Source organism: Mycobacterium sp. 1164966.3 (assembly GCF_001665395.1).
In the GTDB taxonomy this organism is placed as follows: Bacteria; Actinomycetota; Actinomycetes; order Mycobacteriales; family Mycobacteriaceae; genus Mycobacterium.
In genome coordinates this window covers 15,621-39,895 of sequence record NZ_LZSG01000049.1, presented here as the reverse complement: position 1 = coordinate 39,895, position 24,275 = coordinate 15,621, and the positions used below count along the sequence as shown (strand labels likewise).

Genomic DNA, 24,275 nt, shown 5'->3' with positions numbered 1-24,275 from the left:
TTCACACCCAAATCCCAGGCTTCACACGGAAGCTCGCGAGGGTTACGCCCGCCCGGTGACAATGTCCACGAACAGCTGGTGAATGCGACGGTCTCCGGTCATCTCCGGATGAAACGCGGTCGCCAGCACCCGTCCCTGACGTACCGCGACGACGTGACCGGCGGCGCGCGCCAGCACCTGCACATCCTCACCTACCCGCTCGACCCAGGGCGCGCGGATGAATACCGCCCGCACCGGGTCAGCCAGGCCGGCGAACACGACGTCGCCTTCGAACGAGTCAACCTGCCGTCCAAAAGCGTTGCGGCGCACCGTCATATCGATGGCGGCTAGCGGCAGTGCCTGGCGCCCGTCGGCGCCGGCGTCCAGGATCTCGGAGGCCAGCAGAATCATTCCGGCGCACGCACCGTAGGCCGGAAGCCCGTCGGCCAGCCGCGCGCGCAACGGCTCCAGCAAGTCGATATCGACCAGCAGGTGGCTCATCGTGGTGGATTCCCCACCCGGAATGACCAGGGCGTCCACCGCGTCCAGCTCGCTGCGGCGACGCACCGTCGTCGGCTCGGCGCCGCATTCGCGCAGCGCCGCCAGGTGTTCGCGGGTGTCGCCCTGCAGCGCGAGCACGCCAACCTTGGGTGCGTTCACGGCTGGTAGCCGCGCTTGAAGCGGGTCAGCCCTTCCTGCATGACCGCCGCCACCAACTCACCGCGCTGGGTGAAGATCTTGCCCTGGGTGAGCGCGCGGCCACCGTTGGCCGACGGCGAGGACTGGTCGTAGAGCAGCCATTCGTCGGCGCGGAAGGACCGCATGAACCACATCGCGTGATCCAGCGAGGCCACCTGCAGATGCTCGCGCACGTCGAGGTGCGTGACCTGCGCCGATCCCAGCAGCGTGAGGTCGCTCATGTAGGCCAGCGCGCAGATGTGCAGCACCGGGTCGTCGGGCAGCGGATCGCGATGCCGAAACCATACCTGCTGCTGCGAGGCCTTGCCGGGCAGACGTTGCAGCTTCTCCCGCGGCACGATGCAGACGTCCCACTCCTCGAACTGCTTGAACCCGGCGTCGTCGAACACCCGGACCGACTGCAATCCCGGCAGGCCGTCGGGCGGCGGCGCGGCAGGCATGGCGTCCTGATGGCTGATGCCCTCCTGGTGGGTCTGGAACGACGCCCCCATGCTGAAGATGATTTCGCCGTGCTGGATGGCATTGACTCGCCTGGTGGCGAACGATCCGCCGTCGCGGGTGCGCTCCACCAGAAAAACCGTGCGCTCCTTGGCATCGCCCGGACGCAGGAAGTAACCGTGCAGCGAGTGCACCCGGTAGCGCGGGTCGACGGTTCGCACCGCCGACACCAGTGATTGGCCCGCCACATGACCGCCGAACGTGCGCTGCAGAAATCCCGAGTCGGGGCTGAACACGCTGCCGCGATAGATGTTGACCTCGAGTTGCTCGAGATCAAGGATCTCCTCGATCGCCACGGGACGTTTTTACCAGCCGCGTTCGGCCAGGCGATGCGGCGCGGCGATCTGCTCCACGTTGATGCCCACCATCGGCTCGCCCAGCCCGCGCGACACCTTGGCCAGCACGTCGGGGTCGTCGTAGAACGTGGTGGCCTTGACGATCGCGGCGGCGCGCTGCGCCGGATCGCCCGACTTGAAAATGCCCGAGCCCACGAAGACGCCCTCGGCGCCGAGCTGCATCATCATCGCCGCGTCGGCGGGGGTGGCGATACCGCCCGCGGTGAACAGCGTGACGGGCAGCTTGCCGGCCCGCGCCACCTCGACGACCAGTTCGTAGGGCGCCCGCAATTCCTTTGCGGCAACGTACAATTCGTCCTCGGACAACGATGCCAGCCGTCGGATCTCGCCGCCGATCGCCCGCATATGCGTGGTCGCGTTGGAGACGTCGCCGGTGCCGGCTTCGCCCTTGGAGCGGATCATCGCCGCGCCCTCGCTGATGCGGCGCAATGCCTCGCCGAGGTTGGTGGCGCCGCACACGAACGGCACGGTGAACTTCCACTTGTCGATGTGGTGGGTGTAGTCGGCGGGAGTCAGCACCTCCGACTCGTCGATGTAGTCCACCCCGAGGCTCTGCAAGATCTGCGCCTCGACGAAGTGCCCAATGCGCGCCTTGGCCATGACCGGAATGGTGACCGCGGCGATGATCCCCTCGATCATGTCGGGGTCACTCATCCGCGACACCCCGCCCTGCGCGCGGATGTCGGCGGGCACCCGTTCCAGTGCCATGACCGCGACGGCGCCGGCGCCCTCGGCGATCTTCGCCTGCTCCGGGGTGACGACGTCCATGATGACGCCGCCCTTGAGCATCTCAGCCATGCCGCGCTTCACCCGCGCGGTCCCGGTTTGCCCGCTACCGTTCGACGAAGGGGCGGTTTCCACTGCTTATCTCCTTCAACTGGTGTCCGCCCAGTCTAATGAGGGGTCACCCAACCAGCGCGAGCAGACGCAAACTCACCCGTTTGGTGCCGAAATGAGGGGATTTTGCGTCTGTTCGCGGTATCTAGAGCGCGCGCTCCCTAGCGGATGGACTGCAGTTGGCGCGGCCGGTCGGCGCTGCGGCTGTCGGCCATCGCGACCGCATCGGCGAGCCGTTCGGCCAACTGCAGGGGATACACGGTTTCGCCGGCGGCCGCCAGTTCGGCGATATCGTCGGCGGTGCACCACCGGTGGCCGTGAATGTAGCGGCGTTCCAGCTCGGTCCGCCCCCCGATGGACGGCTCGAACCGCTGGGTGCGGTAGACGAAGAAGAACTCCTCGCTGTCGATCAGCGCGTCGTTGAATTCGAAGACCTCGTCGCGTCGCCAGACGGGCCCGATCATGTCCGCCGGCTTGACCCGCAGGCCGGCTTCTTCGGCGAGTTCTCGCGCGGCGGCTTCGGCCAGCCGCTCCCCGTGCTGCACTTCCCCGCCGATGGTGAACCACCACCGCGGGGCCGCGCCGCCTTCCAAGGCGTCCAGCGCCGGATCCGAACCGCACAGCAATAGCACCGCGCCGGTCTCGTCGAGCAGAACCACCCGCGCCGACGTGCGGTGGTTGGGCACACCAGGCGCGCCGGCATCGCTGTGCGCCAACGCGTGGGGGCGCTCGGCGATCTCGAAATACGTTGGCAGCGGGGCTCTTCCACCCAGCCGGAACAAGCGGACCATGCGCCGCTCGGCCAGCACCAGCGTGTCGCGAACCGCGTCGTTGTGAAATCGGCGGGCCAGCAGCACCCTGGCTTCGGCGTCGGCGAGCTCGGCGACCAGGCCCGCGGGCAGCGACGCCGGATCCACCACGGCCAGTGCCGCCGAGAGCTCGTTTTCGCAGGCTTCGCGCAGGTGCCGCGGTGCGCGCTCGGCGGCGTCGGCCAGCGCCGTCAGCCGACGGCCCTCGGGCGAGTCGCCGTACGCATCGATCGCGACGGCCCGGGCCACCACCGCTCGCCGGGCCAGCGCGCCGTCCAGCGCCTGCCAGGACAGGTCGTAGCGCACGTTCAACCGGTCCAGCCGGTTGGCCCGCTGATACCCCCAGGCCCCGAACAGGGCCAGCACCACAAAGAGCACCGCCGCCAGCACGATGACGGCGATCGTCAATGACGTCATCAGCTGGCCACCTGAACCTTGGTGCCCGCTCCGGCGACCGTCTCGTATACCCGCATGATCTGGCTGGCCACCACCGACCAGTCATAGCGGCCGACGGCCTGCGACCCCGCGGCCACGTACCTTTCCCGCAGCACGTCGTTCTCCAGCACCGCGACCAGCGCGTCGGCCAGCGCGGCGCCGTCGCCCACCGGCACCAGGCGGCCGATTTCGCCGTCGCGCAGCACCCGCCGGAAGGCGTCCAGGTCGCTGGCCACCACCGGGGTGCCGGCGGCCATCGCCTCGACCAGGACGATGCCGAAACTCTCGCCGCCGAGGTTGGGCGCGCAGTACACGTCGGCGCTGCGCATCGCCGACGCCTTTTCGGCGTCGTCGACCTGACCAAGGAAACGTATGTGCTGCACCAATTCGCCTGCCTGGGCGCGTAATTCGTCCTCGTCACCGCGCCCGACCACCAGCAGCTGCACATCGCCGAAGCGCTCCACCACTCTGGGCAGCGCGTTGAGCAGCACCGCGATGCCCTTGCGCGGCTCGTCGTAGCGGCCCAGGAACAGCACCGTCTTGCCCGGTCGCGGATACCCGTCGAGCAGCGGGGCCGACGCCAGCGATTCGACGTCGACCCCGTTGGGGATCTCGACCGCGTCGGAGCCCAGCGCCTCCATCTGCCAGCGCCGGGCCAAGTCCGATACCGCGATCCGGCCGACGATCTTCTCGTGCCAGGGCCGCAGCACACCCTGGAACACGGTCAGCGTCAGCGATTTGGTGGTCGAGGTGTGGAAGGTGGCCACGATCGGCCCCTCGGCAACCCGCAGCGCCCACATCGACAGACTGGGCGCATTCGGTTCGTGCAGGTGCAGGACGTCAAAGTCACCCTCGGCCAGCCAGCGCCGGACCCGGCCGTGTACGGCCGGACTGAACTGCAACCGCGCCACCGAGCCGTTGTAGGGAATCGGGATCGCCCGCCCGGCCGAGACGACGTATTCCGGTAGCGACACGTCCGGCGAAGCCGGCGCGAGCACACTGACCTCGTGTCCACGGGCGCGCATCACCTCGGCCAGTTGCAACACGTGTGATTGGACCCCACCCGACACGTCGAACGAGTAGGGACACACCATCCCGATCCGCATCAGTGTTCCTTCAGCCAGGCCTGTCTGGCATCGGACAGATCGGCCAGCCACTGGGGCTGCATCATGTGCCAATCGGCGGGATGGGCGGCGATGTTGGTGGCGAACTGGTCCGCCAGCGCCTGGGTGATCACGCCCACGTCGCCGCTGCTGCAATCCAGCGGCTCGTGCACGGAGAATCCCCAGCCGTCATCGTCCTCGAACCAGCAGTGCACCGGCAGCAACGCCGCCCCGGTCTCGATCGCGAGTTTGGCCGGCCCGGCCGGCATCCGGGTGGGTTCGCCGAAGAAATCCACTTCGACCCCGGTTCGAGTGAGGTCGCGTTCGGCCATCAGGCACACCATCCCGTTGTCGGCCAGCCGCTCGCACAGCACCTCGAAGGGCGGCCGGAACGACGCCTGATTGTCGCCGGACAGCGGCAACACCTCGAAACCGAGGCTCTGGCGGTAGTCGATGAAGCGCCGGTACAGCGACTCTGGCTTGAGCCGCTCCGCGACGGTGGTGAAGGTGCCGCGGGTTTGCACCAGCCACACCCCGGCCATGTCCCAGTTGCCGCTGTGCGGCAAGGCCAGCACGACGCCGCGACCATCGGCTAAGGCGGCGTCCAGGTTGTCGGCACCGCGAAACGCTCGATCCAGCACTTGGGCCAGCGCGTGATGGTTCATGGTCGGCAGCCGGAACGCCTCCCGCCAATAGCGGCCGTACGACGCCAGCGAGGCGCGCATCAGCTCATCCGGCACGTCGCGGGGCCGCACCCCGATGACGCGGGCCAGGTTCTTGCGCAGTTGCTCGGGGCCGCCGTGGCGTGACGCGTAGCGCGCCCCGGTGTCGAACGCGGTGCGCGCAGCGAACTCCGGCATTGCCCGCACCGCCATCCAGCCGGTGGCGTACGCCCAGTCCGTCGCGGCGCCGGCAAAAAGGCTGCGCGCCAATTGGCGTTGCGCCCCAACGACACTGAGGCCGAATCGGGGACTTAATCGGGTGCCGAATCGCGCGGCGGTCATGGTCCGCTCTTTCCCGGCCCGACGGCGGGACCGGTGATGCGATCGGTGGCCCCCGGTGTGCTCCACACGGTGTACAAGCGCTGGGCGCAGGTGATCAGGCTGGCCACCGCCAGTACCCACATGCCGACCGCCAGCGCGGGCGGCCAGCCCACATATGGAATGTCCGATACCCCAGCTCCGGTCAGGACGATGATGAGGCGCTCCGGACGCTCGATGAACCCGCCGTCGCCGCGCAATCCGCTGGCTTCCGCCCGGGCCTTGATGTAGGAGATGACCTGCGAGGTGACCAGGCAGACCAGCGTCGCCACCGCCAGCAGCGTGTCGTGCTGGTGGAATGCGATCCACCACAGCAACCCGCAGAACACCGCCCCGTCGCTGATCCGGTCACAGGTGGCATCCAGCACCGCGCCGAATCGGGTGCCGCCGCCGCGTTCACGCGCCATCGCGCCGTCGAGCATGTCGAACACCACGAAACACGTGACCACCAGCACGCCGGCGAACAGCTTGCCCATCGGGAACAGCGTCAGTGCGGCGGCCACCGACGCGGTGGTGCCCAGAATGGTGACGCTGTCCGGAGTGAGGCCGATCCGCAGCGCCCCGCGGGCGGCCGGGGTCGTGATCCGTGCGAATGCCGCCCGGGACAGGAAGGGCAGCTTGCTCATGATTGCCGGGCCCATTCCGTGGCAAGCAGCCGCCGCGTGTCGCGCAGCAACTGCGGGATCACCTTGGAGCCGCCGATGATCGTGATGAAGTTCGCGTCGCCGCCCCACCGCGGCACCACGTGCACGTGCAGGTGCTCGGCCAGCGACCCGCCCGCCGACGTGCCCAGGTTGAGGCCGACGTTGAAGCCGTGCGGCCGGGAGACCTTCTTGATGACGCGAATCGACTTCTGCGTGAACGCCATCAACTCCGCGCTCTCCGGCTCGGTCAGGTCCTCGAGCTCCGAAACCCGCCGGTAGGGCACCACCATCAGATGCCCGGGGTTGTAGGGGTAGAGGTTGAGCACGGCGTAGACGAGTTCGCCGCGGGCGACCACCAAACCTTCTTCGTCGGACATCCGCGGGATGTCACTAAATGGCTGGGCGCGTTCGGCATCGTCGCGCTTCATCGGCGCTTCGGCGAGGTAATTCATCCGATACGGCGTCCACAGCCGCTGCAACTGGTCACGCTCGCCGACGCCGGTGTCGAAGATGGTGTCGTCGTCGCGATCGGCGCTTTCCGAACGCTCCAGGTCACTCACGGGAGCCCTCCGAGCGCTCCGGCAGCTGTACCAATTCCGCTGTGGGAGCGGCATTCTGGCGATCGGCGATCCACCTCGCGATGGCTGCCACCGCCGCGTCGCGCGGCACGCCGTTGATCTGGGTGCGGTCGCCGAACCGGAAGCTCACCGCGCCGGCCTGGACGTCGCGGTCCCCGGCCAGCAGCATGAATGGCACCTTCTGATTGGTGTGGTGCACGATCTTCTTGGCCATCCGATCGTCGCTGGTGTCCACCTCGGTCCGGATCCCGTGCGATTTCAGTTGTGCCGCAACGTCTTCCAGATAGCCGACGTGCTCGTCGGCGACTGGGATGCCGACCACCTGGACGGGCGCCAGCCAGGCCGGGAACGCGCCCGCGTAGTGCTCGGTGAGGACGCCGAAGAACCGTTCGATCGACCCGAACAGCGCACGGTGGATCAGCACCGGCCGTTGCCGCGAGCCGTCGCCGGCGGTGTACTCGAGGTCGAACCGTTCGGGCATGTTGAAGTCCAGCTGAATGGTGGACATCTGCCAGTTGCGGCCCAGCGCATCCTTGACCTGCACCGAGATCTTGGGGCCGTAGAACGCCGCGCCCCCGGGGTCCGGAATCAGGTGCAGGCCGGAGGCCTCGCCGACCTCGCGCAGCACCTCGGTGGCCTCGTCCCAGACCTCGTCGGAGCCGACGTACTTCTCCGGGTCTTTGGTCGAGAGCTCCAGGTGGTACTCGTCGAGCCCGTAATCGGCCAGCAGGTCGAGCACGAAGCGCAGCAACGAGGCCAGCTCGTCGCGCATCTGCTCGCGGGTGCAGTAGATGTGTGCGTCGTCCTGGGTCATGCCGCGCACCCGGGTCAGGCCGTGCACTACCCCGGACTTCTCGTAGCGGTAGACACTGCCGAACTCGAAGAGCCGCAACGGGAGTTCGCGGTACGAGCGGCCACGAGACCGGTAGATCAGGTGGTGCATCGGGCAGTTCATCGGCTTGAGGTAGTAGTCCTGCCCGGGCTTGCGCACCGTGCCGTCCTCGTTGAACTCCGCGTCGATGTGCATCGGCGGGAACATGCCCTCGGCGTACCACTCCAGGTGGCCCGAAGTGATGTACAGCTGCTCCTTGGTGATGTGCGGGGTGTTGACGAAGTCGTAGCCCGCCTCGATGTGCTTGCGCCGCGAGTAGTCCTCGAGCTCAGCGCGTACGATCCCGCCCTTCGGGTGGAAAACGGCCAAGCCCGAACCGATTTCGTCGGGGAAGCTGAACAGGTCCAGCTCCACGCCGAGCTTGCGGTGGTCGCGGCGCTGAGCTTCCGCGATCAGTTCGAGATGGTGGTCCAGGGCTTCCTGCGACTCCCAGGCGGTGCCGTAGATGCGCTGCAGGCTGGCGTTGTTCTGGTCGCCCCGCCAGTAGGCGGCCGAGCTTCTGGTCAGTTTGAACGCCGGGATGTGCTTGGTGGTGGGGATGTGCGGTCCGCGGCACAGGTCACCCCAGATCCGTTCGCGGCTACGGGGATTGAGGTTGTCGTAGGCGGTCAGTTCGTCACCGCCGACTTCCATTACGTCCGGATCACCGGACTTGTCGTCGACGAGTTCGAGCTTGTAGGGCTCGCCGGCCAGCTCCGCACGCGCCTGGTCCTTGGACTCGTAGACGCGCCGGTCGAACAGCTGCCCTTCCTTGACGATCTGCCGCATCCGCTTTTCCAGTGCGGCCAGGTCCTCCGGGGTGAACGGCTCGGCCACGTCGAAGTCGTAGTAGAAGCCGTCGGTGATGGGTGGTCCGATGCCCAGTTTGGCTTGCGGGAACAAGTCCTGGACGGCCTGGGCCAGCACGTGCGCCGTCGAATGCCGGATCACGCTGCGGCCGTCCTCGGTGTTGGCCGCCACCGGGACGACCTCGGCGTCAGCATGCGGGACCCAGCTCAAGTCGCGCAACTTGCCGTCGGCGTCACGCACCACCACGATCGCGTCGGGCGCTCCGCGCCGGGGCAGCCCCGCCTCGCCGACGGCGGCGGCCGCCGTCGTCCCGGCCGGAACCCGAATCGGGACGCCCGACGATCGCCGCGGGTCGCCACCATCGGCTCCCGGGACGGGGTGTGCGGGGGCGCTCATCGGATTGGTCTCCAGGGTTGTGCGTGTTCGACGGCCATCAACGGACCTAGCCGGCCCTAGCAATGTTATCGGGGGCCATTGCGGCTCGTCGGCGCCGAACCCGACGAGCCCGAGCCATCAATCTGTTACGGCTGCCCGGGCTTGAGTCGCACAAACAACGCTTCGGCTTCGGTCAGCAGGGTGTCGCCGTCGCTCAGGCGGCCGGAGACGAAGATCTTGCGCCCCTCGACCCGGTCTATTCCGGCGTCGATCTGCAGCTCCTTTTCGATCGGCACGATGTGGCGGTAGTCGATCTTCAGGTAGGCGGTGCGTTGGCGTGGTCCGCCGGTGAGGACAGATGTGGTCAGCCCTAGCACGGTGTCGAACAGCATGCCCAGTGCCCCGCCGTGTACGGCGCCGTTGCGTCCAAGGTGAAATCGGGCGAAGCGGGCCCAGCCGCGGATTCGCCCGTCGTCGGTTTTGTGGGCGGACATCGGGATTGTCAGGATGTTGCCGCGGACCGACAGGTCCATCCGGCGTCCGGACGGCGACTCCCATTCGTCGGTGTCGAACGGCGTGAGCATGGCGGACAGTTTCTCCAGCGTGTCGGCGGCTTCGGTGATCACCTCGTCGGGTGCGTCGACGGCACGTGCGTGGTCCTGCAGCTTGCGCACCGCATCGATGAACCGGCCGTAGTCGGGGCCGCCCTTGGTGGTCGGAACGGGCGGGTTGAATCCGCCGCCAGGGTGATGCTGAGCTTTGCCGGACACCAGGACACCGTATCGGGGTGGTCTGCGTCGCGGGCTCGTCCGTTCGTGGATACTCATGGTGCCAGGTGAGCCGCCCGCAATCGAGACGAAGGGAACCCTGGTGGGTAACGAGGACCACGAGTTCAACCGCGACCTGCTGCAGGAACTACTCGGCGCGTACGGCCCCTGTGGTCAGGAGGACGCCGTCCGGGATATCTGCCGCCGCGAGCTCGAGCCAGTCGTCGACGAGAGTTGGGTCGACGCCGCCGGGAATCTGGTCGGGTTGATCCGCGGCGGCGATGCGCCGGCGATCCGGGTCATGGCGCACATGGATGAACTGTCGATGCTGATCAAGCGTGTCGAGCCAGACGGGACTCTCCACGTCACCCAATTGGGCACGATGTATCCCGGCAATTTCGGGCTGGGCCCGGTCGCGATACTCGGCGACGAAACACTGTGCGGGGTGCTGACGCTCGGTTCGGAGCACACCACGAAAGAGAGTCAACGAATCTGGGAGACCAAGCCCGACCAGGGCGACAAGGCGCTGGATTGGACCCACGTCTACGTATTCACCGGTCACCGGCCCGAGAAACTGGCCGATAACGGCATAGGCCCAGGCACTCGCGTGTGCGTGCATCGCAGCAAGCGGACGCTGATCGAGTTCGGCGACTATCTCGGCTGCTACTTCATGGACGACCGGGCAGCGGTCGTCGCGCTGCTGCGGGCGGCGCGACGGTTGTCGGAAGGGCACCGACCGCCGGGCGATGTCTATCTCGTCTTCACCACCAACGAAGAAATCGGCGGGGTCGGCGGTTGTTTCGCGAGCCGCACGCTGCCGGGAGAGCTCACCGTGGCAGTCGAGGTCGGGCCGACCGAGGTCGAGTACGGCACGACGTGCAGCGGCGGCCCAATCGTGGCCTACAGCGACGCGCTGTGCGTCTACGACAAGGATGTTGCCGACGCTTTGCTGGACGTCGCCTCCGAGCTGGGGCTTTCGCCGCAGGCCGCGGTGCTGGGCGCCTTCGAGTCGGATGCGTCGCAATCCAAAGCCAAGGGTCTGGCCCCCCGAGCGGGCCTGTTGTGCGTGCCAACCCTGAGCACCCACGGCTATGAAGTCATCACGCGCGGCGCGATTCCGGCGATCGTCGACGTGCTGGTCGGTTTCATCCAGCGCGGTGGCACGGGTCACTGATGCAATGCGCGCCCCGGGGCTTTGAGGCTGCAGTCAGGCTTTCAACGTGAACTCACGGCGTTCAGCGTGACTCACGGCTTTGAAAGTGAATGCAGGGCTTTCGAGGTGAAACTGCGGCGGCATCTGGGCGATTTTTCCCGCCCTCCCGTTACACCCAACGCCAACGTTTCACGCCAGTGAGGGCGCCGACGATCACTGCTCGCCGCCCTGCTGCGCCCCCGCCTCGGCCAGGGTCTCGAACTCCTCGTCGGTGAGGGTGATATCAGCCGCGGCGACGTTCTCCTCCAGATGCGCCACCTTCGACGTGCCCGGGATCGGCAGCATCACCGGCGAGCGCTTCAGCAACCAGGCCAGGGCCAGTTGCGACGGCGTCGCGTCATGGTTGTCGGCGATGCGCTGCAGCGGGCCACCCGGAGCGGCCAGCGGTCCGGCGGCCAGCGGGAACCACGGGATGAAGCCGATGCCCTGGCTGCTCACGGTATCCAACAGCGCCTCGGAGCCGCGGGCCGTGAGGTTGTACATGTTCTGCACCGACACGATCGGCGTGATCTGCTGAGCCGCGTTGAGTTGGTCGACATCCACTTCGGACAGGCCGATATGGCGGATCTTGCCTTCGTCCTTCAGCGTGGCCAGCTCGCCGACCTGGTCGGCCAGCGGGAAGTTCTTGTCGATCCGGTGCAACTGGAACAGGTCGATGGTTTCCACGCCCAGGCGACGAAGGCTCATCTCGAGTTCCTGACGCAGGTAGCTCGGATTGCCCAGCGGGATCCACACATCAGGGCCGGTCCTCAGCAGCCCGGCCTTGGTCGCGATCACGACGCCGGAATAGGGATGCAGCGCCTCGCGGATGATCTCCTCGGAGACGTAGGGGCCGTAGGAGTCCGCGGTGTCGATGAAGTTCACGCCGAGCTCGGCGGCACGACGCAGAACCCGCACGCACTCGTCGCGGTCGGCGGGCGGCCCCCAGACGCCCTTGCCGGTCAGGCGCATCGCGCCGAAACCCAGTCGGTTGACGGTCAAGTCGCCGCCGAGAGTGAATGTTCCGGATGCTTCAGCAGTCACGTCTACGACCGTACGCGTGGCAAGCTGGGCTGGTGGACTTGGAAGCGCTCGCCGATCAGCCGCTGACATACCGGGAGGTGGGCGCCACCGCGGCGGCCCAGCTGCCGTCGGGCTATCACCACCTCAGTGCGTCGGCCCAGATCGGCAGCGGCGACCAGCGTTTCGAGCAGGCGGCCGACGCCGTCATGCACTGGGGAATGCAGCGCGGAGCCGGCCTGCGTGTGCAGGCCAGCTCCGACGTCGTCGTGGTTTCCGCGGTGGTGGTGGTGAAGATGCTGGGCGTGTTGCGCGCACCGTGCCGGGTGGTTTATGTCATCGACGAACCAGACGTTCGCGGCTTCGCATACGGCACGTTGCCGGGCCATCCGGAGAGCGGCGAGGAACGGTTCACTGTCCGCAGGGACCCCGACACCTCCGCGGTGTTCGCGGAGGTATCGGCGTTCTCCCGGCCCGGGACCTGGTGGAGTAAGGCCGGCGGGCCGATGGTGACGCTGGCTCAGCGCGTCATCGCCAAGCGCTATCTGCGCGCGGTGTGACGTCTCGATCGATCAACGCGGCGCAACGCTCGCCCGAATACTCCCGCTGTGCACGCCCTGCGCCAGCCGGGCCAGCGCCAGTGCGCCCACCAGCAGCCCGAAGTCACGCAGCGCGATGTCGTAGTAACCGGGTCCGGTGACCAGGTCGATGATGATGCCGCCCAACCACGCGGCGACCAGCCAGGCACCGAAGCGGGGCGCTACCGCAACCACGACACCGGCGACGATCTCGATCACCCCGACCACATACATGCATTGATCGGCGGTACCCGGAACGATGTCGTCGATCCAGCCCGCCAGGTACATGCTCCAGTGATGCGGATGGGTCAGCAGGTTGAAGAACTTGTCCAGACCGAACACGATGGGCGCGATCGTGAAGACAGTGCGCAGCAGCAGAAAGGCCGAATATGCGGGGTCTTTGACCTGGTCCGCCAAGGCGGGCGCGGCGGCTTGTCTGGTAGTCATGACTTCCTCCTGAGATTCTAACGGGTAATAATGTGAACGTTAGAATCAGTAGACTGTAACGTCAAGTGTTTTGTTCGTTAGAAATGAGGCGCACTCATGGACCTGCAGCGCGACGCGGCCGGCATCGGTGCGCTTGCCGACCCGGTGCGCCAACGGCTCTACCAATTCGTATGCGCGCAAGCGGCGCCGGTCAGCCGCGAGCAGGCGGCCGACGCCGTCGGGATCCCGCACCACCAGGCCAAGTTCCACCTGGACCGGCTTACCGCCGAGGGCCTGCTGGAAACCGAGTACGCCCGGCTGACCGGACGCTCCGGGCCGGGCGCGGGACGAACCGCCAAGCTGTATCGCAGGGCCGGCCGCGACATCGCGGTCAGCCTGCCGCAGCGCGAGTACGAGCTGGCCGGACGGCTGATGGCGACCGCCATTACCCGGTCGGCCGCCACCGGCGAGCCAGTGCTCGAGGTGCTCAACCGGGTCGCCCGCGAGTACGGCAAGATCATCGGCGCCGAGGTGGGCGCGCCGCCGAGTGACGCCGCGACCGCGCTGCAGCTGGTGACCGAGATGCTGCGCAGGTACGGCTACGAACCCCGTCGGGCAGACGGCGAAGTCCACCTGGCCAATTGCCCGTTCCATGCCCTGGCCCGGGAGCAGACGGAGTTGGCCTGCAACATGAACCATGCGCTAATCACCGGTGTGGCCGAGGCGTTGGCCCCGCACGGGCCGGACGCTCGACTGTGCCCGGGGGCGAACAGGTGTTGCGTCGTGCTGAAGCCGGCGGCTGCAAATGACCGCCTGCCGAACGTCACGCCAGCGTGACAATCGGCGCTAGGGCGCCCAGGCGCGGAGCAGACGTTCGGCGCCCGCACACATGGTCTCGATGACCTCGGCAACCGTCGCCTCGCCGTCGATCATTCCGACGCCCTGACCGGCGTCGACCGGCGCGATCCGGCGGTCGTCGCCGGCGGTCGCGGCGGCCAGCTCGGCGCCGGCCGAACGGTCTGCGGCCAGCGCCTCCTCCCTGCCCGTCCAGCGCGCGACGAACTCGTTGGCCAGCACGCGCGACGGGAACCGCTCGGGCCACGGCAGCCCGGACGCCAAGTCGAAGACGCGGGTGACCCGGGTGTCGGTGGCGCCGGCGGCGATCAGGGCCCGACGGCTGGCGTCGCCGGTGAGAGCTTCCGGGCAGGCGGCCAGGCGGGTGCCCACCCACGCCCCGCTCGCCCCGGCGGCCAGGACTGCCGCCAGGCTGCGTGGCGAAGCGATCCCACCGCCGGCCAGTACCGGCACCGACACGGCATCCAAAACGGCGTCCAGCAGCGGCAGCGTCGAAAGCTGCACGTCCCCGTGACCACCGCCCTCGGCCCCGCGCGCCACCAGGACGTCGACGCCGGCGTCGGCCGCCTGACGCGCGCCGAGAGCGTCGTACACCTGGGTGATGGTGGCGATTCCCGCGTCGTGCGCCCTGGCGACCCAGGACCAGTCGGTGCCGAAGCTGACCGACAGGACCGCGGGCCGTGCGGCCAGGGCATCCTCGAACAGCGCTGGCTGCTTGCGCATCACCCAGTCCACCAGCCCGATGCCGAATCTTCCGTTGACCTGCCGCAACTCGGCGGCCAGCGCTTCGGGCGTCGCGACGCTGCCCATCCCGACCATGCCCAGACCACCGGCGGCGGTCACCGCGGCGGCCAGCCGGCCACCGGCGACGCCGCCCATCGGCGCATTGACGATCGGTACTCGCAGGCCGAAGCCGCGCGACCACTCGGTAGCGAGCACCACGTCATGATGGTGACGACCCGCTTCGCCCGGCTCCGCCGCGCTCGCGATCGCCACTAGTGCGCGGCGCCGGGCTGTGACTTCAGCACGGTCAAGATGACCACCGAGTCCTCGACGGCGTGCAGGGCGTGCCGCTGGGCCGGGATCGCGACATAATCGCCCGCTTTGCCGTCCCACGCGTCGTCGCCGGCCGTCAGTTGCACGTGGCCCTGCAGCACCTGCAGCGTCGCCTCGCCCGGGCTCTCGTGTTCGGAAAGGTCGTGGCCGGCCAGCAGGGCCAGCACCGTCTGCCGAAGTTCATGGGCGTGACCGCCGTGGATCGTGTGCGCTGCCCGCCCACTGTGTGACTTCTGGGCCTCGGCCAGCTTTTCGGACGCCAAGCCGGTCAACGAAATCGATTCCATCGGACGATCCTTCTCAGTCGTTGTGTCTCTCAGCCGGTCAGTAGCAGTATCCCCGCCGCGAGCAACGCGACGACCTTGACCGCCTCCAACCCCACATATGCCCAGTGGCCGCGGGACCGAGGCCCTTCCGAACCGGCGAGGACCTGGTCGGAGCGACGGGTCAATCGGGGACGTATAACGATCAGCTGGACGGCCAGCGCGACAAACGCGACGGCGAATGCGACGGTGATCCGCACCGGCGTCGGGCCGGCCGCCACAATCGCCAGAATGATCAGGGCGAACGCGACTTCCACAGTGTTGAGCGCACGAAAGACCAGACGACCGATGCTCAGCCCGATTTGCAGGGTCACATTCGGCGCCCGGAACTTCAGCGGCGCTTCCAGGAAGGAGATGGCCAGCACCATGCCGAGCCAAACATAGGTGACCGCTATGGCAGTGCTGGTTCCAGCCGTGTGGCTGGTCACTTGGCGGCACCCACCAACTTGAGGTGGGCCAGACACAGGTCCGGTTCGACGAACGGTTCGAGCCGGTCGACGGTGACCGGCGCCGACCAGGTTTCCAACGCACCCTGCATGAGCCCGAGGTGGACCGGGCAAACGACCTTGCTTCCGGTTTCGGCCAGTTCCAGGAATGGACAGTGCCGCAGGCCGACTTGCTGCTCTCCCTCGGACGTACGCAGCTCGGGAGCGAACCCCAGCTCGTCGAGCACGTCCACCAGGCGATCGATCGATTCGTCGGCGCTCGCGACGGGTTCTACAGCGTCCTCTCCCGTTTCGACCTTCTGTCCCCAGGCCCGCCCCGCCGCCAGCGCCTTGGCGCTCGGGTCTTCGTCGGCGCCCAGGCCCATGCTGAGGATCTCGGCGAGCAGCTTGTAATGCCGAGTCCCGCCGCGGTCCATCTGCCGGACCGCCTGGAACATCAGCGGCGGACGTCCCGGCCCCTTGCGGCCGGGCTCGACCTGCTCCACCTGCCCGTCGCCGACCAGGCTGTCGAGGTGGAAGCGCACGGTGTTGGGATGCACACCGAGCACCTCGGCGATCTCGATGATCGTCATCGGGACGGTCGCTGCCCGCAACGTCCGCAGCACGGCGCGGCGACGGCCCGCGTTCTCTTCGTTCGGCCTAATTTCGCTCACGCTCCTCGTGCGTCGTCCCCGCTCGGCTGGGCGGCTACCAGGGGCGTGTCGACACCTAGTGGCCCAACCTTCGCGGCCCCGCCCGGAGAGCCCAGTGGCGCCTCCCTACCCGGCAGTGTCTCGGCGAAAAACGCTGCGTTGTCGGCCAGATAGGGTTGCAACTCCTCGGGCAGGTCGTCTTCGTAGTAAATCGCATCGACCGGGCACACGGGTTCACATGCGCCACAGTCCACACATTCGTCCGGATGGATGTAGAGCGCTCGGCCGCCTTCGTAGATGCAATCAACCGGGCATTCGTCCACGCAGGCCCGGTCCATCACGTCGATGCACGGCTTTCCGATCACGTACGTCATGGGCTAGAGTTTACACAAACCATATTGTAAATACTACAGGAGAAGCTGTGGCAGACAGGGAACTTCAAGAGCTCGACGTCCGGCAGCTGCGTAAGCCCGACAAGCACCCGACAATCTTCGCCACCTATTCGGCGCTGTCGGCCGGCGAGTCGTTCGTGCTGGTGAACAACCACGATCCCAGGCACCTGCGGGACGAGTTCGATGCCGATCACCCTGGCAGCTACGGCTGGGAGTACCTCGACAAGGGACCCGAGGTGTGGCGAATCCGCATCACCAAGCTCGCCTCGACCCCGTTGCCGCGTGTCGTGGCCGACACGCATGAGTTCAGGGCCGAGCCGGACGCTACCGGTGCGGTGTGGAAGCTGCAGGCACGTGACCGCGATCTGGATTCGAACATCATCGCGTTGCCTCCCGCGGGCAGCATCGCCGCACACTCCGGACCCAACCTCGATGTGTTGATTCACGTGTTGTCCGGCAATGGCACACTCACTACCGAAATGAGCACTATCGAGCTGTCCCCCGGCGCCTTGGTGTGGTTGCCGCGAGGTTCGCGCCGGCAGTTCTACGCCGGTCCCGACGGGTTGCGATACCTCACCGTGCACCACCGGCGCCAGGCGCTCGTCCTGGAGCCCGCGAAACCCGAAGCGCGACAGGCGGTCTGATGCCCACCCAGCGAGATGAACCGCGCCCGCCCCTGCCGTCTTCGAATCGTGCCGACGAAAACGTGCAGGGGCACTGGCTGCTGGCTCGCCTGGGCAAGCGGGTGCTGCGTCCCGGCGGCGTCGAACTCACCCGCACCCTGCTGGCGCGTGCCGAGGTTGGCGATGCCGACGTGGTGGAGCTGGCCCCGGGCCTGGGCCGCACGGCAACCGAGATTCTGTCCCGCGGGCCGCGGTCGTACCTCGGCGCGGAAGCCGACCCCGATGCGGCCAACTTGGTTCGCAATGTCGTCGCGGGACACGGCGAGGTCCGGGTCGCGGACGCGGCCGATACCGGGTTGCCCGATGCCAGCTCCGACGTCGTGATCGGCGAGGCGATGCTGACCATGCAGGGCGACGCGACCAAACACGCCATCGTCGCCGAGGCGGCCCGGGTGCTGCGCCCGCGCGGCCGTTACGCGATCCACGAACTGGCGTTGACGCCCGACGATGTTCCCGAGGAAGTAAGCACCGAGATCCGGCAGTCGCTGGCCCGCACGATCAAGGTCAACGCGCGTCCCCTCACGGTTGCGGAATGGTCGCAGTTGTTGGCCGGCCACGGCTTGGTGGTAGACCACGTCGCCACCACGCCGATGGCGCTGCTGGAGCCGCGGCGGGTGATCGCCGACGAAGGCCTGTTCGGTGCCTTGCGGTTCGCCCGGAATCTGCTCGTTCATCGGGACGCCCGTAAGCGGGTACTCGCGATGCGCCGCACGTTCCGTAAACACCGCGAGCGCCTGGCGGCCGTGGCTATCGTGGCCCGCAAGCCGGCCTAACGACGAGGCGAACTTACGGGCGCGTCGAACGTGTGGGACGTGCGAGTGACGCGGGAATGCCCAACAGGGTTGTCGCACACGCTCTAATCTCAGTTCATGCCCGAAGGACCCGCAGGACTCTCTTGGCCAAACTGATCGTCCTGCGCGAAGACCAGGATGACGTCGTCGTGCTGAGTGACCGCACGACCACTGTCGGCCGCGCGCCGGACAACACGCTTTGGCTGGACGATCCGGGACTTTCCCGACGCCATTGCGAGTTCCGCCGCAGCGGTCGGCACTGGCTGCTGCGCGACCTCGGCAGCTTCAACGGGTCGTACGTGAACAACCTGGCCGTCACCGAGCACACACTGCGCGCCGGCGACCGCATCCAGCTGGCTTCGACCGTGCTCTACTTCGTGCCCGACGAGGGCTCGGGCGGCGAGGCACCCACGGCCCCCACTTCCAAAGCCGCGCTGGCCGAGAGCAAGGAATCTCAGCGGATCACCAGCCAGAAGCTGCGTGACATCACGGCGCTCATCGAAACCACCAAGGCCCTCAACAGCGAACTGGACATGTCGAAAGTCCTGGAAACGATCGTCGACAAGGGTGTCCAGCTGATGAAAGCCGAACGCGGCTTCCTGATCCTGGTGCAGGACGGGGAACTCGACTTCAAGGTCGCCCGCAATCGCGACCGGACCGACATCGAGGATCCCTCGAAGCTCATCTCGCGCTCGGTCCTCGACAGCGTGACGGATACCGGCGAGCCGGTGTTGACCACGGATGCGCAGACCTCGCTGCGTGGCTCGAGATCGATCATGGCTTTGGAGGTGCGCTCGCTCATCTGTGTGCCGCTGCGGCTGAAGGAGCGCATCCTGGGCGCGCTGTACGTGGACAGCAAGTTCACCGAGACGAAGTTCAACGAAGAATCGCAGAACCTGTTGCACGCCTTCGCCGATCAGGCGGCGATAGCCATGGAGAACGCCCGGCTGTTCGACGAGGTCGCCGAGTCGCGTGAGGCCGAGAAGCGGGTGCGTCAGATCTTCCAGAAGTACGTGCCGGCCGACGTCGTGCGGGCGGCGCTGAACATCAAGGACGGCGGCCGCCTGAGCGCAAAGCTCACCGCGACAGTGCTTTTCAGCGACATCCGCGGTTTCACCTCGATCAGCGAGAGACTGCTTCCCGAGGAGGTGGTCGGCTTCCTGAACGACTACCTGCAGCGCATGGTCGACATCGTCTTCGACGAGGGCGGCATTGTGGACAAGTTCATCGGCGATTCCGTGATGGCCGTTTTCGGTGCGCCGGTGCCCAAGCCCGACGATGCCGCTCGCGCCGTGCGCGCGGCGCTCCGGATGATCGAGGAGGTCTCGCGCTTCAACGCCCAGCAGCGACGGCAGGGCGGCGTCGAGGTGGACGTCGGGGTCGGCTTGCACACCGGCACACTGATCGCCGGCAACATCGGGTCGGACCGCAAGATGGAGTACACCGTGATCGGCGACACCGTGAACGTGGCGAACCGGGTGGAGTCGCTGAATCAGAAGATGAGAACCAACGTCCTGATCACCCAGGAGTGTTACGAGGCCACCGGCAAGGTCTTCACGGTGCGCGAGCTGCCGCGGATGCAGGTCAAGGGCAAGGCGGAGCCGCTGCAGGTCTACGAGGTGCTGGGCGACAAGATCGCTTCTGTCAGAACGGAAGTCCTGAGCAAGATCGATCGTTAGCGACCGCCGAGGGCGCGCCGTGCGCCCTGCAGGCTCTCGTCGATCAGACGATCGACGGCACCGAAATACGTTGGCGACGGCGCGCTGTCAGCGAGGTCAGCAATGGCGCGCTGCTCGCCGAGAACATCACTGCCGCTGAGATTTTCGGCCATCTTGTCGGTGTGCACCTGCAGGCCGCCCAGGAGTTCGGCGCACTGAGAGCCCGCCACCACGGTGCGCCGGGCCAACACGCGCAGGGTGTCCCATTCGGCGTGCCAGGAGCCGTCTGGGCGTTCATCGTGCGCCAGCGCCGCGGCGCTGTGCAGGATCGCGGCCAGGTGTGGCGCCGAGATGGCAGCTCGGCGAATCAGTATGGACAGCACCGGATTACGCTTGTGTGGCATCGACGACGAGCCGCCGCGCTTCTCGGTGGCGGGCTCGCTCAACTCGGCGATCTCCGGACGGGCCAGGGTGACGACGTCCGAGGCGATACGGCCCCAGCAGTCGGTGCACCCGACGAGCGCGTCGGCGGCCGTGGTGATTGGGTTCCGGGTGGTGTGCCACGGTGCCCGGAAGTCCAATCCCAAAGTGGCCGCAGCACTTCGGGCGACGTGCTCAGCGACCGCCGCCGGGTTGGCAGCGCCGGTCAGCAATGCGGCCAATTCGGTGGTCGCAGACCAGATTCCAACAGCACCGCCCAGCTGCGCCGGAATGGCCAGCGCATTCATCTGCCGATAGGCGTCGACGACACCGTCGAGCCAGCCGGCGGCCTTGGCGCCGAACGTGGTGGGGGCGGCATGCTGACTCAGTGTGCGGGCCACCATGGGCGTGGTCCGGTGGGTCGACACCAGTGCGGACAGCGTCGAAATCTGTTCCGCAAGAATGGATATCACGCGATCGACGACGTCCCGCAGGCCCAGCATCAGGCTGGTGTCCAGTACATCCTGACTGGTAAGTCCGCGGTGAATCCAGGGTGCGATCGCCGGCATGGCGCGTTCACGCAGCAGCGACACCAGGCCGATGACCGGGTTGCCGCCGTCCTCCGCGGTGACCGCGAGCAGCTCGCAGTCGCGCCTACTCAGCAGATGCCACAGATCGGCACCGGCGCAGTCGGCAGGCGCCAGACCGGCGGTGGCCAGCGCGCCCAGCCAGGCTGATTCGACCGCGACCATCGACTGAAGCAAGGCCTGGTCCGTCATCAGACGGCCTGCCCGATCGTCTCCGGGCCACAATAGGTTCGTCATCTCGGCTCGCCTGGATCGCCTGAGTCGTCGCGGAACTCCAGGAACACCGTCTCGTTCGGGCCTTGCAGGTGAATGTCGAAAAGGTAACCGCTTTCGGCGACGCACAGCAGGGTGGCGCGCCGGCCCGGGTCGAGGGTGGACAACAGCGGATCGGCATCCAGATCAACGTCTGGCAGGTAGGCGCGGGTGAACAGCCGGTTCAGCAGTCCCCGCGCGAACACCGCGATCGCAAAGAACGCTCCCTGGCGAGTAGACGCAAAATCCCCCGACACGCCGAGCGTACGGGGGATTTTGCGTCTGCTCGCCACACCTGGCCGCACCGTGGTGAAGACGTAACGGCCGTCGGCGTCGGTGGCGGCGCGGCCCCAGCCGGTAAACCCGGCACCGTCACGGCACAGCGAACCGGCTTGTCGCACAATGCGACCGGCGCTGTCGGGCTGCCACAGTTCGATCAGTGCGTCGGGAACCCCCTGGCCCGCGCCGTCGTAAACGGTCCCGTACAACTGAACGGCATCGGGGTCCGCGTCGCTGACCAGCGAGCCGGCGCCCCGATACGGCAACGCCACGCCGAAGAACGGTCCGACCGTTTGCCCTGGGGTGCAAAGTAATTCAGCCACTGCGCGGACTTTCGGTCCAAGTCGGGTAGCTGCCGGACAGCACGATGTCCCACCGGTAGCCGGTCGCGTATTCGGGCTCGGTGACATCATGGTCGTACGCAGCGATCAACCGTTGTCGCGCAACCGGATCGACGATCGATTGGAAGATCGGGTCCAGGTCGAACAGCGGATCGCCGGGAAAGTACATCTGGGTGACCAGGCGTTGCGTGAAAGCGGTTCCGAAGACTGAGAAGTGGACGTGCGCCGGCCGCCACGCGTTGTGGTGGTTGCGCCACGGATAGGGACCGGGTTTGACGGTCACGAACCGATAGCTGCCGTCCGGCCCGGTCAGGCAACGCCCGGCGCCGGTGAAGTTCGGGTCGAGCGGAGCTGGGTGCTGGTCGCGCTGATGGTGGTAGCGGCCGGCGGCGTTGGCTTGCCAGATCTCGATCAGCTGGCCCGCTACTGGCTTGCTCAAGCCGTCGAGCACCCGCCCGGTCACGATAATGCGCTCCCCGATCGGCTCGCCCGCATGGCCAGCCGTCAGGTCGGCGTCGAGCGCGTCGACATCCTGCGACCCGAAGCACGGCGCCCAGCGTTCGACCTCCTCGGGGTCGAGGAGCAACAGCGGATTTTTCGGATGTCGCAGCGTGCTACTGCGGTACGGCGGATAGTCGAGCCGCGGTTGGGCTTCACCGATTCCGGTGCGTTGGTATTCGGCTGCGATGTACGCGATCTCCGCGCTAATGTCGGCTTGCGACGCAACGGGCTCCGGCGCGGCCTTCACGAGAGCTGAGGTTACCCGGTCGCGAAACCGCTTGGGCCCAAGTGCCACTACCGTGCCCATGCTGGACATTGATCCGGTGGACTCCCAGGTAATGGGTTGAGGCGCGAATGCCCACGCCGTTGAATCCGTCCTCGAGCACTTTGGCAAGCCCGCGCTATGCCGCTATTGGACCCAGGCGTTGCAACGCATTCCACACCTTCGGTTCAACGGCGACCTAGTCGCCGAAGGAAACCGACTGCGCCAGTTAGCCACGACATATGACGCGTCGGACGTGCGCGAGCGCCACGGACGCGCTCTACAGTGCGCGTACCAGCGCGGCGCGTCCCTTGGTCCGCAGCTTGTGCAGCGCGGAGCCGCGGTACTGCTCGATCGTGGCGGCCATCTTGTCGCCCAGCTTCTCGAGCTCCTCGTCGCCGATCTCGACCGGAGGCGGAGCGGGGATCATGTCGCGTTCTTCTTCGTCGGCATGGGCTTCCAGGACGGTCTTGAACGAGTTCCACTCGTCCTCGTAGCCCGGCGCGCTCTGTGGGGTCCGCAGCACCACGGACAGCTGGTCGATCACCTGGCGGTGCTCGGCATGGGCGATCGCGATCAGCTTGCTGGCCGCCGCCAGGGCCGGGTAGTACAGGTCATCTTCGATGCGGAAGTGGATGTCAAGCTCGATCAGCATCTCGTCGAACAGCGCGTGGCGCTCTTCGCTGTCGATGGGCGCTTCGCTGACCTTTCGGCCCAGCCCCTTCAGCACGACGTGGTGTTCTTTCAAGACGTCGTAGGCGTTCACTTGGCTCCTCCTTTTGCGATCCTTGCCGCCCCGCCCAAACCGGACTGCTTGCCGCCGCGGACCTCGACCATTCCGTCGACCAATCGGGCTTCGTAGTACGGCAGCGGGGCTGCCGCCGGGCCGCGCAGCACGTCTCCCGACTCGGCCTCGAACCACGAGCCATGCCAGGGACAGACGATGCGGCCCCGGTCGACCCACCCGTCGGCCATCGGCGCGGCCAGATGCGGGCAGAACTCACCGAACGCCTTGATCTCCCCAGGCTTGGTCTGACACACCACCAGGCCGACGCCGTCGACCTCGACCCGTACCGGCTTTCCGTTCAACGAGCTCGCGGGCAACACGGGCGTCCACTCTTTGGTGCGCAGCCGCTCACCGGACTGGTCGATGCCGATGCCCGACTCGAACACCAGCGCCCCGCCCAGGTAGCTGCCGCCGACGGTGATGCCGTACCCCAGCGCGGTCAGTGCGATCCCCCGGCCGTGGTTGCCCTGCCGCCGGTCCCACCAGGACATCGCGTACAGCGCGGTCGCGGCCAGGTTCACCACGCCGTGTACCAGCCCCACACGGCGGTCCTTCTCGTGGGTGTGTTGCCAGTCGGTGACGCCGGTGACCGCCGAGCCGACACTAGCCAGAATTCCCAGGCCGAGGGCGCGCGTCGCGAACCGCGACGCGTCGAGGACCTCGGTGGCGGGCCGGCCCGGCAGCAAGCTGAGCGCGTCCAGGGCGACGGTGGTGCCGAGTGCCCCGCTGGTCAGCGAAGCCAGGGGCGGGTGCACGGGATGTCCGAGCCACACGCCGTGCAGCGCGTTGGTGACGCGGTTACGCGCGCCGCCCAGCGCGTTGTAGGCGAAGCTCAGCGCGTGCTCCAGCCGATAGCTGGGCCGATCCAGCCACTCTTGCCGACCGATGGCCGCCAGCACTTGCGTTCCGATCTGCTGCAATCGACCTTCGGCGTGCCGAGACCGACCGACCATGACCCTGCCTTTCCTCAACTGCGGAGTTGGAAGCGTGGAG

At 67.3% G+C, this 24,275-nt stretch carries 28 protein-coding genes; 6 read left to right on the top strand and 22 right to left on the bottom strand.

Going from position 1 to position 24,275, the window contains the following annotated elements; all coding sequences use genetic code 11:
• Window positions 1-42: 42 nt before the first annotated feature.
• The 10 genes from pdxT to A9W99_RS19010 form a co-directional block, all read right to left on the bottom strand.
• On the bottom strand, window positions 43-639 hold the full coding sequence (pdxT, locus tag A9W99_RS19055; protein ID WP_067381597.1) for a pyridoxal 5'-phosphate synthase glutaminase subunit PdxT: 597 nt from the start codon (window positions 637-639) through the stop codon (window positions 43-45).
• Window positions 636-1,472 (bottom strand): acyl-CoA thioesterase II, encoded by an 837-nt coding sequence (tesB, locus tag A9W99_RS19050; RefSeq protein WP_067381594.1) that lies wholly within the window; start codon window positions 1,470-1,472, stop codon window positions 636-638. The genes pdxT and tesB overlap by 4 nt, the downstream gene beginning before the upstream one ends.
• Before the next feature lie 9 nt (window positions 1,473-1,481).
• Window positions 1,482-2,330: a pyridoxal 5'-phosphate synthase lyase subunit PdxS gene (pdxS, locus tag A9W99_RS19045; RefSeq protein ID WP_253870073.1), complete on the bottom strand. Its 849-nt coding sequence runs from the start codon at window positions 2,328-2,330 to the stop codon at window positions 1,482-1,484.
• Between the two features lie 200 nt (window positions 2,331-2,530).
• Window positions 2,531-3,595, bottom strand: coding sequence for an NUDIX domain-containing protein (locus tag A9W99_RS19040; protein WP_067381588.1), 1,065 nt, complete (start codon window positions 3,593-3,595; stop codon window positions 2,531-2,533).
• Window positions 3,595-4,719 (bottom strand): glycosyltransferase family 4 protein, encoded by a 1,125-nt coding sequence (locus A9W99_RS19035; protein ID WP_067381586.1) that lies wholly within the window; start codon window positions 4,717-4,719, stop codon window positions 3,595-3,597. Before A9W99_RS19035 ends, A9W99_RS19040 begins: the two co-directional genes overlap by 1 nt.
• Window positions 4,719-5,720 carry a phosphatidylinositol mannoside acyltransferase gene (locus A9W99_RS19030; protein WP_067381583.1) on the bottom strand — a complete coding sequence of 334 codons (1,002 nt, stop codon included), beginning with the start codon at window positions 5,718-5,720 and terminating at the stop codon, window positions 4,719-4,721. Before A9W99_RS19030 ends, A9W99_RS19035 begins: the two co-directional genes overlap by 1 nt.
• A complete protein-coding gene (pgsA, locus tag A9W99_RS19025) occupies window positions 5,717-6,382 on the bottom strand; it encodes a phosphatidylinositol phosphate synthase (RefSeq protein WP_067381804.1) in 666 nt (221 codons plus the stop codon). Before pgsA ends, A9W99_RS19030 begins: the two co-directional genes overlap by 4 nt.
• Window positions 6,379-6,951: an HIT domain-containing protein gene (locus tag A9W99_RS19020; RefSeq protein WP_371514972.1), complete on the bottom strand. Its 573-nt coding sequence runs from the start codon at window positions 6,949-6,951 to the stop codon at window positions 6,379-6,381. The genes pgsA and A9W99_RS19020 overlap by 4 nt, the downstream gene beginning before the upstream one ends.
• 1 nt (window position 6,952) lies before the next feature.
• Window positions 6,953-9,055 carry a threonine--tRNA ligase gene (gene thrS / locus A9W99_RS19015; protein WP_067381578.1) on the bottom strand — a complete coding sequence of 701 codons (2,103 nt, stop codon included), beginning with the start codon at window positions 9,053-9,055 and terminating at the stop codon, window positions 6,953-6,955.
• Window positions 9,056-9,180: 125 nt separating this feature from the next.
• Window positions 9,181-9,861 carry a PaaI family thioesterase gene (locus tag A9W99_RS19010; RefSeq protein WP_082930098.1) on the bottom strand — a complete coding sequence of 227 codons (681 nt, stop codon included), beginning with the start codon at window positions 9,859-9,861 and terminating at the stop codon, window positions 9,181-9,183.
• 43 nt (window positions 9,862-9,904) lie between these two features.
• On the opposite strand from A9W99_RS19010, the gene A9W99_RS19005 reads away from it, so the two are divergent.
• Window positions 9,905-10,975 (top strand): M20/M25/M40 family metallo-hydrolase, encoded by a 1,071-nt coding sequence (locus A9W99_RS19005; protein ID WP_067381799.1) that lies wholly within the window; start codon window positions 9,905-9,907, stop codon window positions 10,973-10,975.
• 192 nt (window positions 10,976-11,167) lie between these two features.
• Here A9W99_RS19005 and A9W99_RS19000 read toward each other — a convergent pair whose 3' ends face one another.
• Window positions 11,168-12,037, bottom strand: a complete 870-nt coding sequence (locus A9W99_RS19000) for an aldo/keto reductase (protein ID WP_067381575.1) — start codon at window positions 12,035-12,037, stop codon at window positions 11,168-11,170.
• Window positions 12,038-12,069: 32 nt separating this feature from the next.
• Between A9W99_RS19000 and A9W99_RS18995 the strand changes: the two genes are divergently transcribed.
• Entirely contained in the window at window positions 12,070-12,573 is a 504-nt protein-coding gene (locus A9W99_RS18995) for a DUF1990 family protein (RefSeq protein ID WP_067381796.1), read from the top strand.
• Between the two features lie 12 nt (window positions 12,574-12,585).
• On the opposite strand, the gene A9W99_RS18990 is transcribed toward A9W99_RS18995, so the two are convergent.
• Window positions 12,586-13,038, bottom strand: coding sequence for a DoxX family membrane protein (locus A9W99_RS18990; RefSeq protein WP_067381572.1), 453 nt, complete (start codon window positions 13,036-13,038; stop codon window positions 12,586-12,588).
• A 96-nt stretch (window positions 13,039-13,134) separates the two neighbouring features.
• Between A9W99_RS18990 and A9W99_RS18985 the strand changes: the two genes are divergently transcribed.
• Window positions 13,135-13,854 carry a metalloregulator ArsR/SmtB family transcription factor gene (locus A9W99_RS18985; protein WP_067381568.1) on the top strand — a complete coding sequence of 240 codons (720 nt, stop codon included), beginning with the start codon at window positions 13,135-13,137 and terminating at the stop codon, window positions 13,852-13,854.
• 9 nt (window positions 13,855-13,863) lie between these two features.
• On the opposite strand, the gene A9W99_RS18980 is transcribed toward A9W99_RS18985, so the two are convergent.
• The 5 genes from A9W99_RS18980 to fdxA are packed head-to-tail and all read right to left on the bottom strand — an operon-like array spanning window position 13,864 to window position 16,703.
• Window positions 13,864-14,811 (bottom strand): nitronate monooxygenase family protein, encoded by a 948-nt coding sequence (locus A9W99_RS18980; protein ID WP_067381794.1) that lies wholly within the window; start codon window positions 14,809-14,811, stop codon window positions 13,864-13,866.
• A gap of 56 nt (window positions 14,812-14,867) precedes the next feature.
• Window positions 14,868-15,215 carry a cupin domain-containing protein gene (locus A9W99_RS18975; protein WP_067381565.1) on the bottom strand — a complete coding sequence of 116 codons (348 nt, stop codon included), beginning with the start codon at window positions 15,213-15,215 and terminating at the stop codon, window positions 14,868-14,870.
• A 29-nt stretch (window positions 15,216-15,244) separates the two neighbouring features.
• Window positions 15,245-15,619, bottom strand: a complete 375-nt coding sequence (locus A9W99_RS18970; RefSeq protein ID WP_067381791.1) for a hypothetical protein — start codon at window positions 15,617-15,619, stop codon at window positions 15,245-15,247.
• Window positions 15,620-15,675: 56 nt separating this feature from the next.
• The gene (locus tag A9W99_RS18965) at window positions 15,676-16,350 is read right to left on the bottom strand and encodes a metalloregulator ArsR/SmtB family transcription factor (protein ID WP_067381562.1); all 675 of its coding nucleotides are present in this window, start codon (window positions 16,348-16,350) and stop codon (window positions 15,676-15,678) included.
• Entirely contained in the window at window positions 16,347-16,703 is a 357-nt protein-coding gene (gene fdxA / locus A9W99_RS18960) for a ferredoxin (protein WP_067381559.1), read from the bottom strand. The genes A9W99_RS18965 and fdxA overlap by 4 nt, the downstream gene beginning before the upstream one ends.
• A 47-nt stretch (window positions 16,704-16,750) precedes the next feature.
• Here fdxA and A9W99_RS18955 point away from each other — a divergent pair, with 47 nt between their 5' ends.
• The 3 genes from A9W99_RS18955 (at window position 16,751) to A9W99_RS18945 (ending at window position 19,874) form a co-directional block, all read left to right on the top strand.
• A complete protein-coding gene (locus tag A9W99_RS18955) occupies window positions 16,751-17,365 on the top strand; it encodes a DUF2249 domain-containing protein (RefSeq protein ID WP_067381556.1) in 615 nt (204 codons plus the stop codon).
• Complete coding sequence (locus A9W99_RS18950; RefSeq protein WP_067381553.1) at window positions 17,365-18,177, top strand: class I SAM-dependent methyltransferase; 813 nt, start codon at window positions 17,365-17,367, stop codon at window positions 18,175-18,177. Before A9W99_RS18955 ends, A9W99_RS18950 begins: the two co-directional genes overlap by 1 nt.
• A 122-nt stretch (window positions 18,178-18,299) precedes the next feature.
• The gene (locus A9W99_RS18945) at window positions 18,300-19,874 is read left to right on the top strand and encodes an adenylate/guanylate cyclase domain-containing protein (RefSeq protein ID WP_067381549.1); all 1,575 of its coding nucleotides are present in this window, start codon (window positions 18,300-18,302) and stop codon (window positions 19,872-19,874) included.
• Here A9W99_RS18945 and A9W99_RS18940 read toward each other — a convergent pair.
• The 5 genes from A9W99_RS18940 to A9W99_RS18920 form a co-directional block, all read right to left on the bottom strand.
• Window positions 19,871-21,097 carry a lyase family protein gene (locus tag A9W99_RS18940; protein ID WP_067381546.1) on the bottom strand — a complete coding sequence of 409 codons (1,227 nt, stop codon included), beginning with the start codon at window positions 21,095-21,097 and terminating at the stop codon, window positions 19,871-19,873. The two genes, A9W99_RS18945 and A9W99_RS18940, sit on opposite strands and share 4 nt — an antisense overlap.
• Complete coding sequence (pcaG, locus tag A9W99_RS18935) at window positions 21,094-21,714, bottom strand: protocatechuate 3,4-dioxygenase subunit alpha (RefSeq protein WP_067381543.1); 621 nt, start codon at window positions 21,712-21,714, stop codon at window positions 21,094-21,096. Before pcaG ends, A9W99_RS18940 begins: the two co-directional genes overlap by 4 nt.
• Window positions 21,707-22,480 (bottom strand): protocatechuate 3,4-dioxygenase subunit beta, encoded by a 774-nt coding sequence (pcaH, locus tag A9W99_RS18930; protein WP_067381540.1) that lies wholly within the window; start codon window positions 22,478-22,480, stop codon window positions 21,707-21,709. The genes pcaG and pcaH overlap by 8 nt, the downstream gene beginning before the upstream one ends.
• 295 nt (window positions 22,481-22,775) lie before the next feature.
• Window positions 22,776-23,261 carry a hemerythrin domain-containing protein gene (locus A9W99_RS18925; protein ID WP_067381537.1) on the bottom strand — a complete coding sequence of 162 codons (486 nt, stop codon included), beginning with the start codon at window positions 23,259-23,261 and terminating at the stop codon, window positions 22,776-22,778.
• Complete coding sequence (locus tag A9W99_RS18920) at window positions 23,258-24,235, bottom strand: Rieske 2Fe-2S domain-containing protein (protein WP_067381533.1); 978 nt, start codon at window positions 24,233-24,235, stop codon at window positions 23,258-23,260. The genes A9W99_RS18925 and A9W99_RS18920 overlap by 4 nt, the downstream gene beginning before the upstream one ends.
• Window positions 24,236-24,275: the final 40 nt, after the last annotated feature.

Bases quoted from the DNA above. Each gene is read 5' to 3' on its own strand.
- pdxS (WP_253870073.1), bottom strand. From the start codon at position 2,330: ATGGCTGAGATGCTCAAGGGCGGCGTCATCATGGACGTCGTCACCCCG.
- A9W99_RS19040 (WP_067381588.1), bottom strand. From the start codon at position 3,595: ATGACGTCATTGACGATCGCCGTCATCGTGCTGGCGGCGGTGCTCTTT.
- A9W99_RS19035 (WP_067381586.1), bottom strand. From the start codon at position 4,719: ATGCGGATCGGGATGGTGTGTCCCTACTCGTTCGACGTGTCGGGTGGG.
- A9W99_RS19030 (WP_067381583.1), bottom strand. From the start codon at position 5,720: ATGACCGCCGCGCGATTCGGCACCCGATTAAGTCCCCGATTCGGCCTC.
- pgsA (WP_067381804.1), bottom strand. From the start codon at position 6,382: ATGAGCAAGCTGCCCTTCCTGTCCCGGGCGGCATTCGCACGGATCACG.
- thrS (WP_067381578.1), bottom strand. From the start codon at position 9,055: ATGAGCGCCCCCGCACACCCCGTCCCGGGAGCCGATGGTGGCGACCCG.
- A9W99_RS19010 (WP_082930098.1), bottom strand. From the start codon at position 9,861: ATGAGTATCCACGAACGGACGAGCCCGCGACGCAGACCACCCCGATAC.
- A9W99_RS18990 (WP_067381572.1), bottom strand. From the start codon at position 13,038: ATGACTACCAGACAAGCCGCCGCGCCCGCCTTGGCGGACCAGGTCAAA.
- A9W99_RS18985 (WP_067381568.1), top strand. From the start codon at position 13,135: ATGGACCTGCAGCGCGACGCGGCCGGCATCGGTGCGCTTGCCGACCCG.
- A9W99_RS18975 (WP_067381565.1), bottom strand. From the start codon at position 15,215: ATGGAATCGATTTCGTTGACCGGCTTGGCGTCCGAAAAGCTGGCCGAG.
- A9W99_RS18970 (WP_067381791.1), bottom strand. From the start codon at position 15,619: ATGGTGCTGGCCATCTCCTTCCTGGAAGCGCCGCTGAAGTTCCGGGCG.
- fdxA (WP_067381559.1), bottom strand. From the start codon at position 16,703: ATGACGTACGTGATCGGAAAGCCGTGCATCGACGTGATGGACCGGGCC.
- A9W99_RS18950 (WP_067381553.1), top strand. From the start codon at position 17,365: ATGCCCACCCAGCGAGATGAACCGCGCCCGCCCCTGCCGTCTTCGAAT.
- A9W99_RS18940 (WP_067381546.1), bottom strand. From the start codon at position 21,097: ATGACGAACCTATTGTGGCCCGGAGACGATCGGGCAGGCCGTCTGATG.
- A9W99_RS18920 (WP_067381533.1), bottom strand. From the start codon at position 24,235: ATGGTCGGTCGGTCTCGGCACGCCGAAGGTCGATTGCAGCAGATCGGA.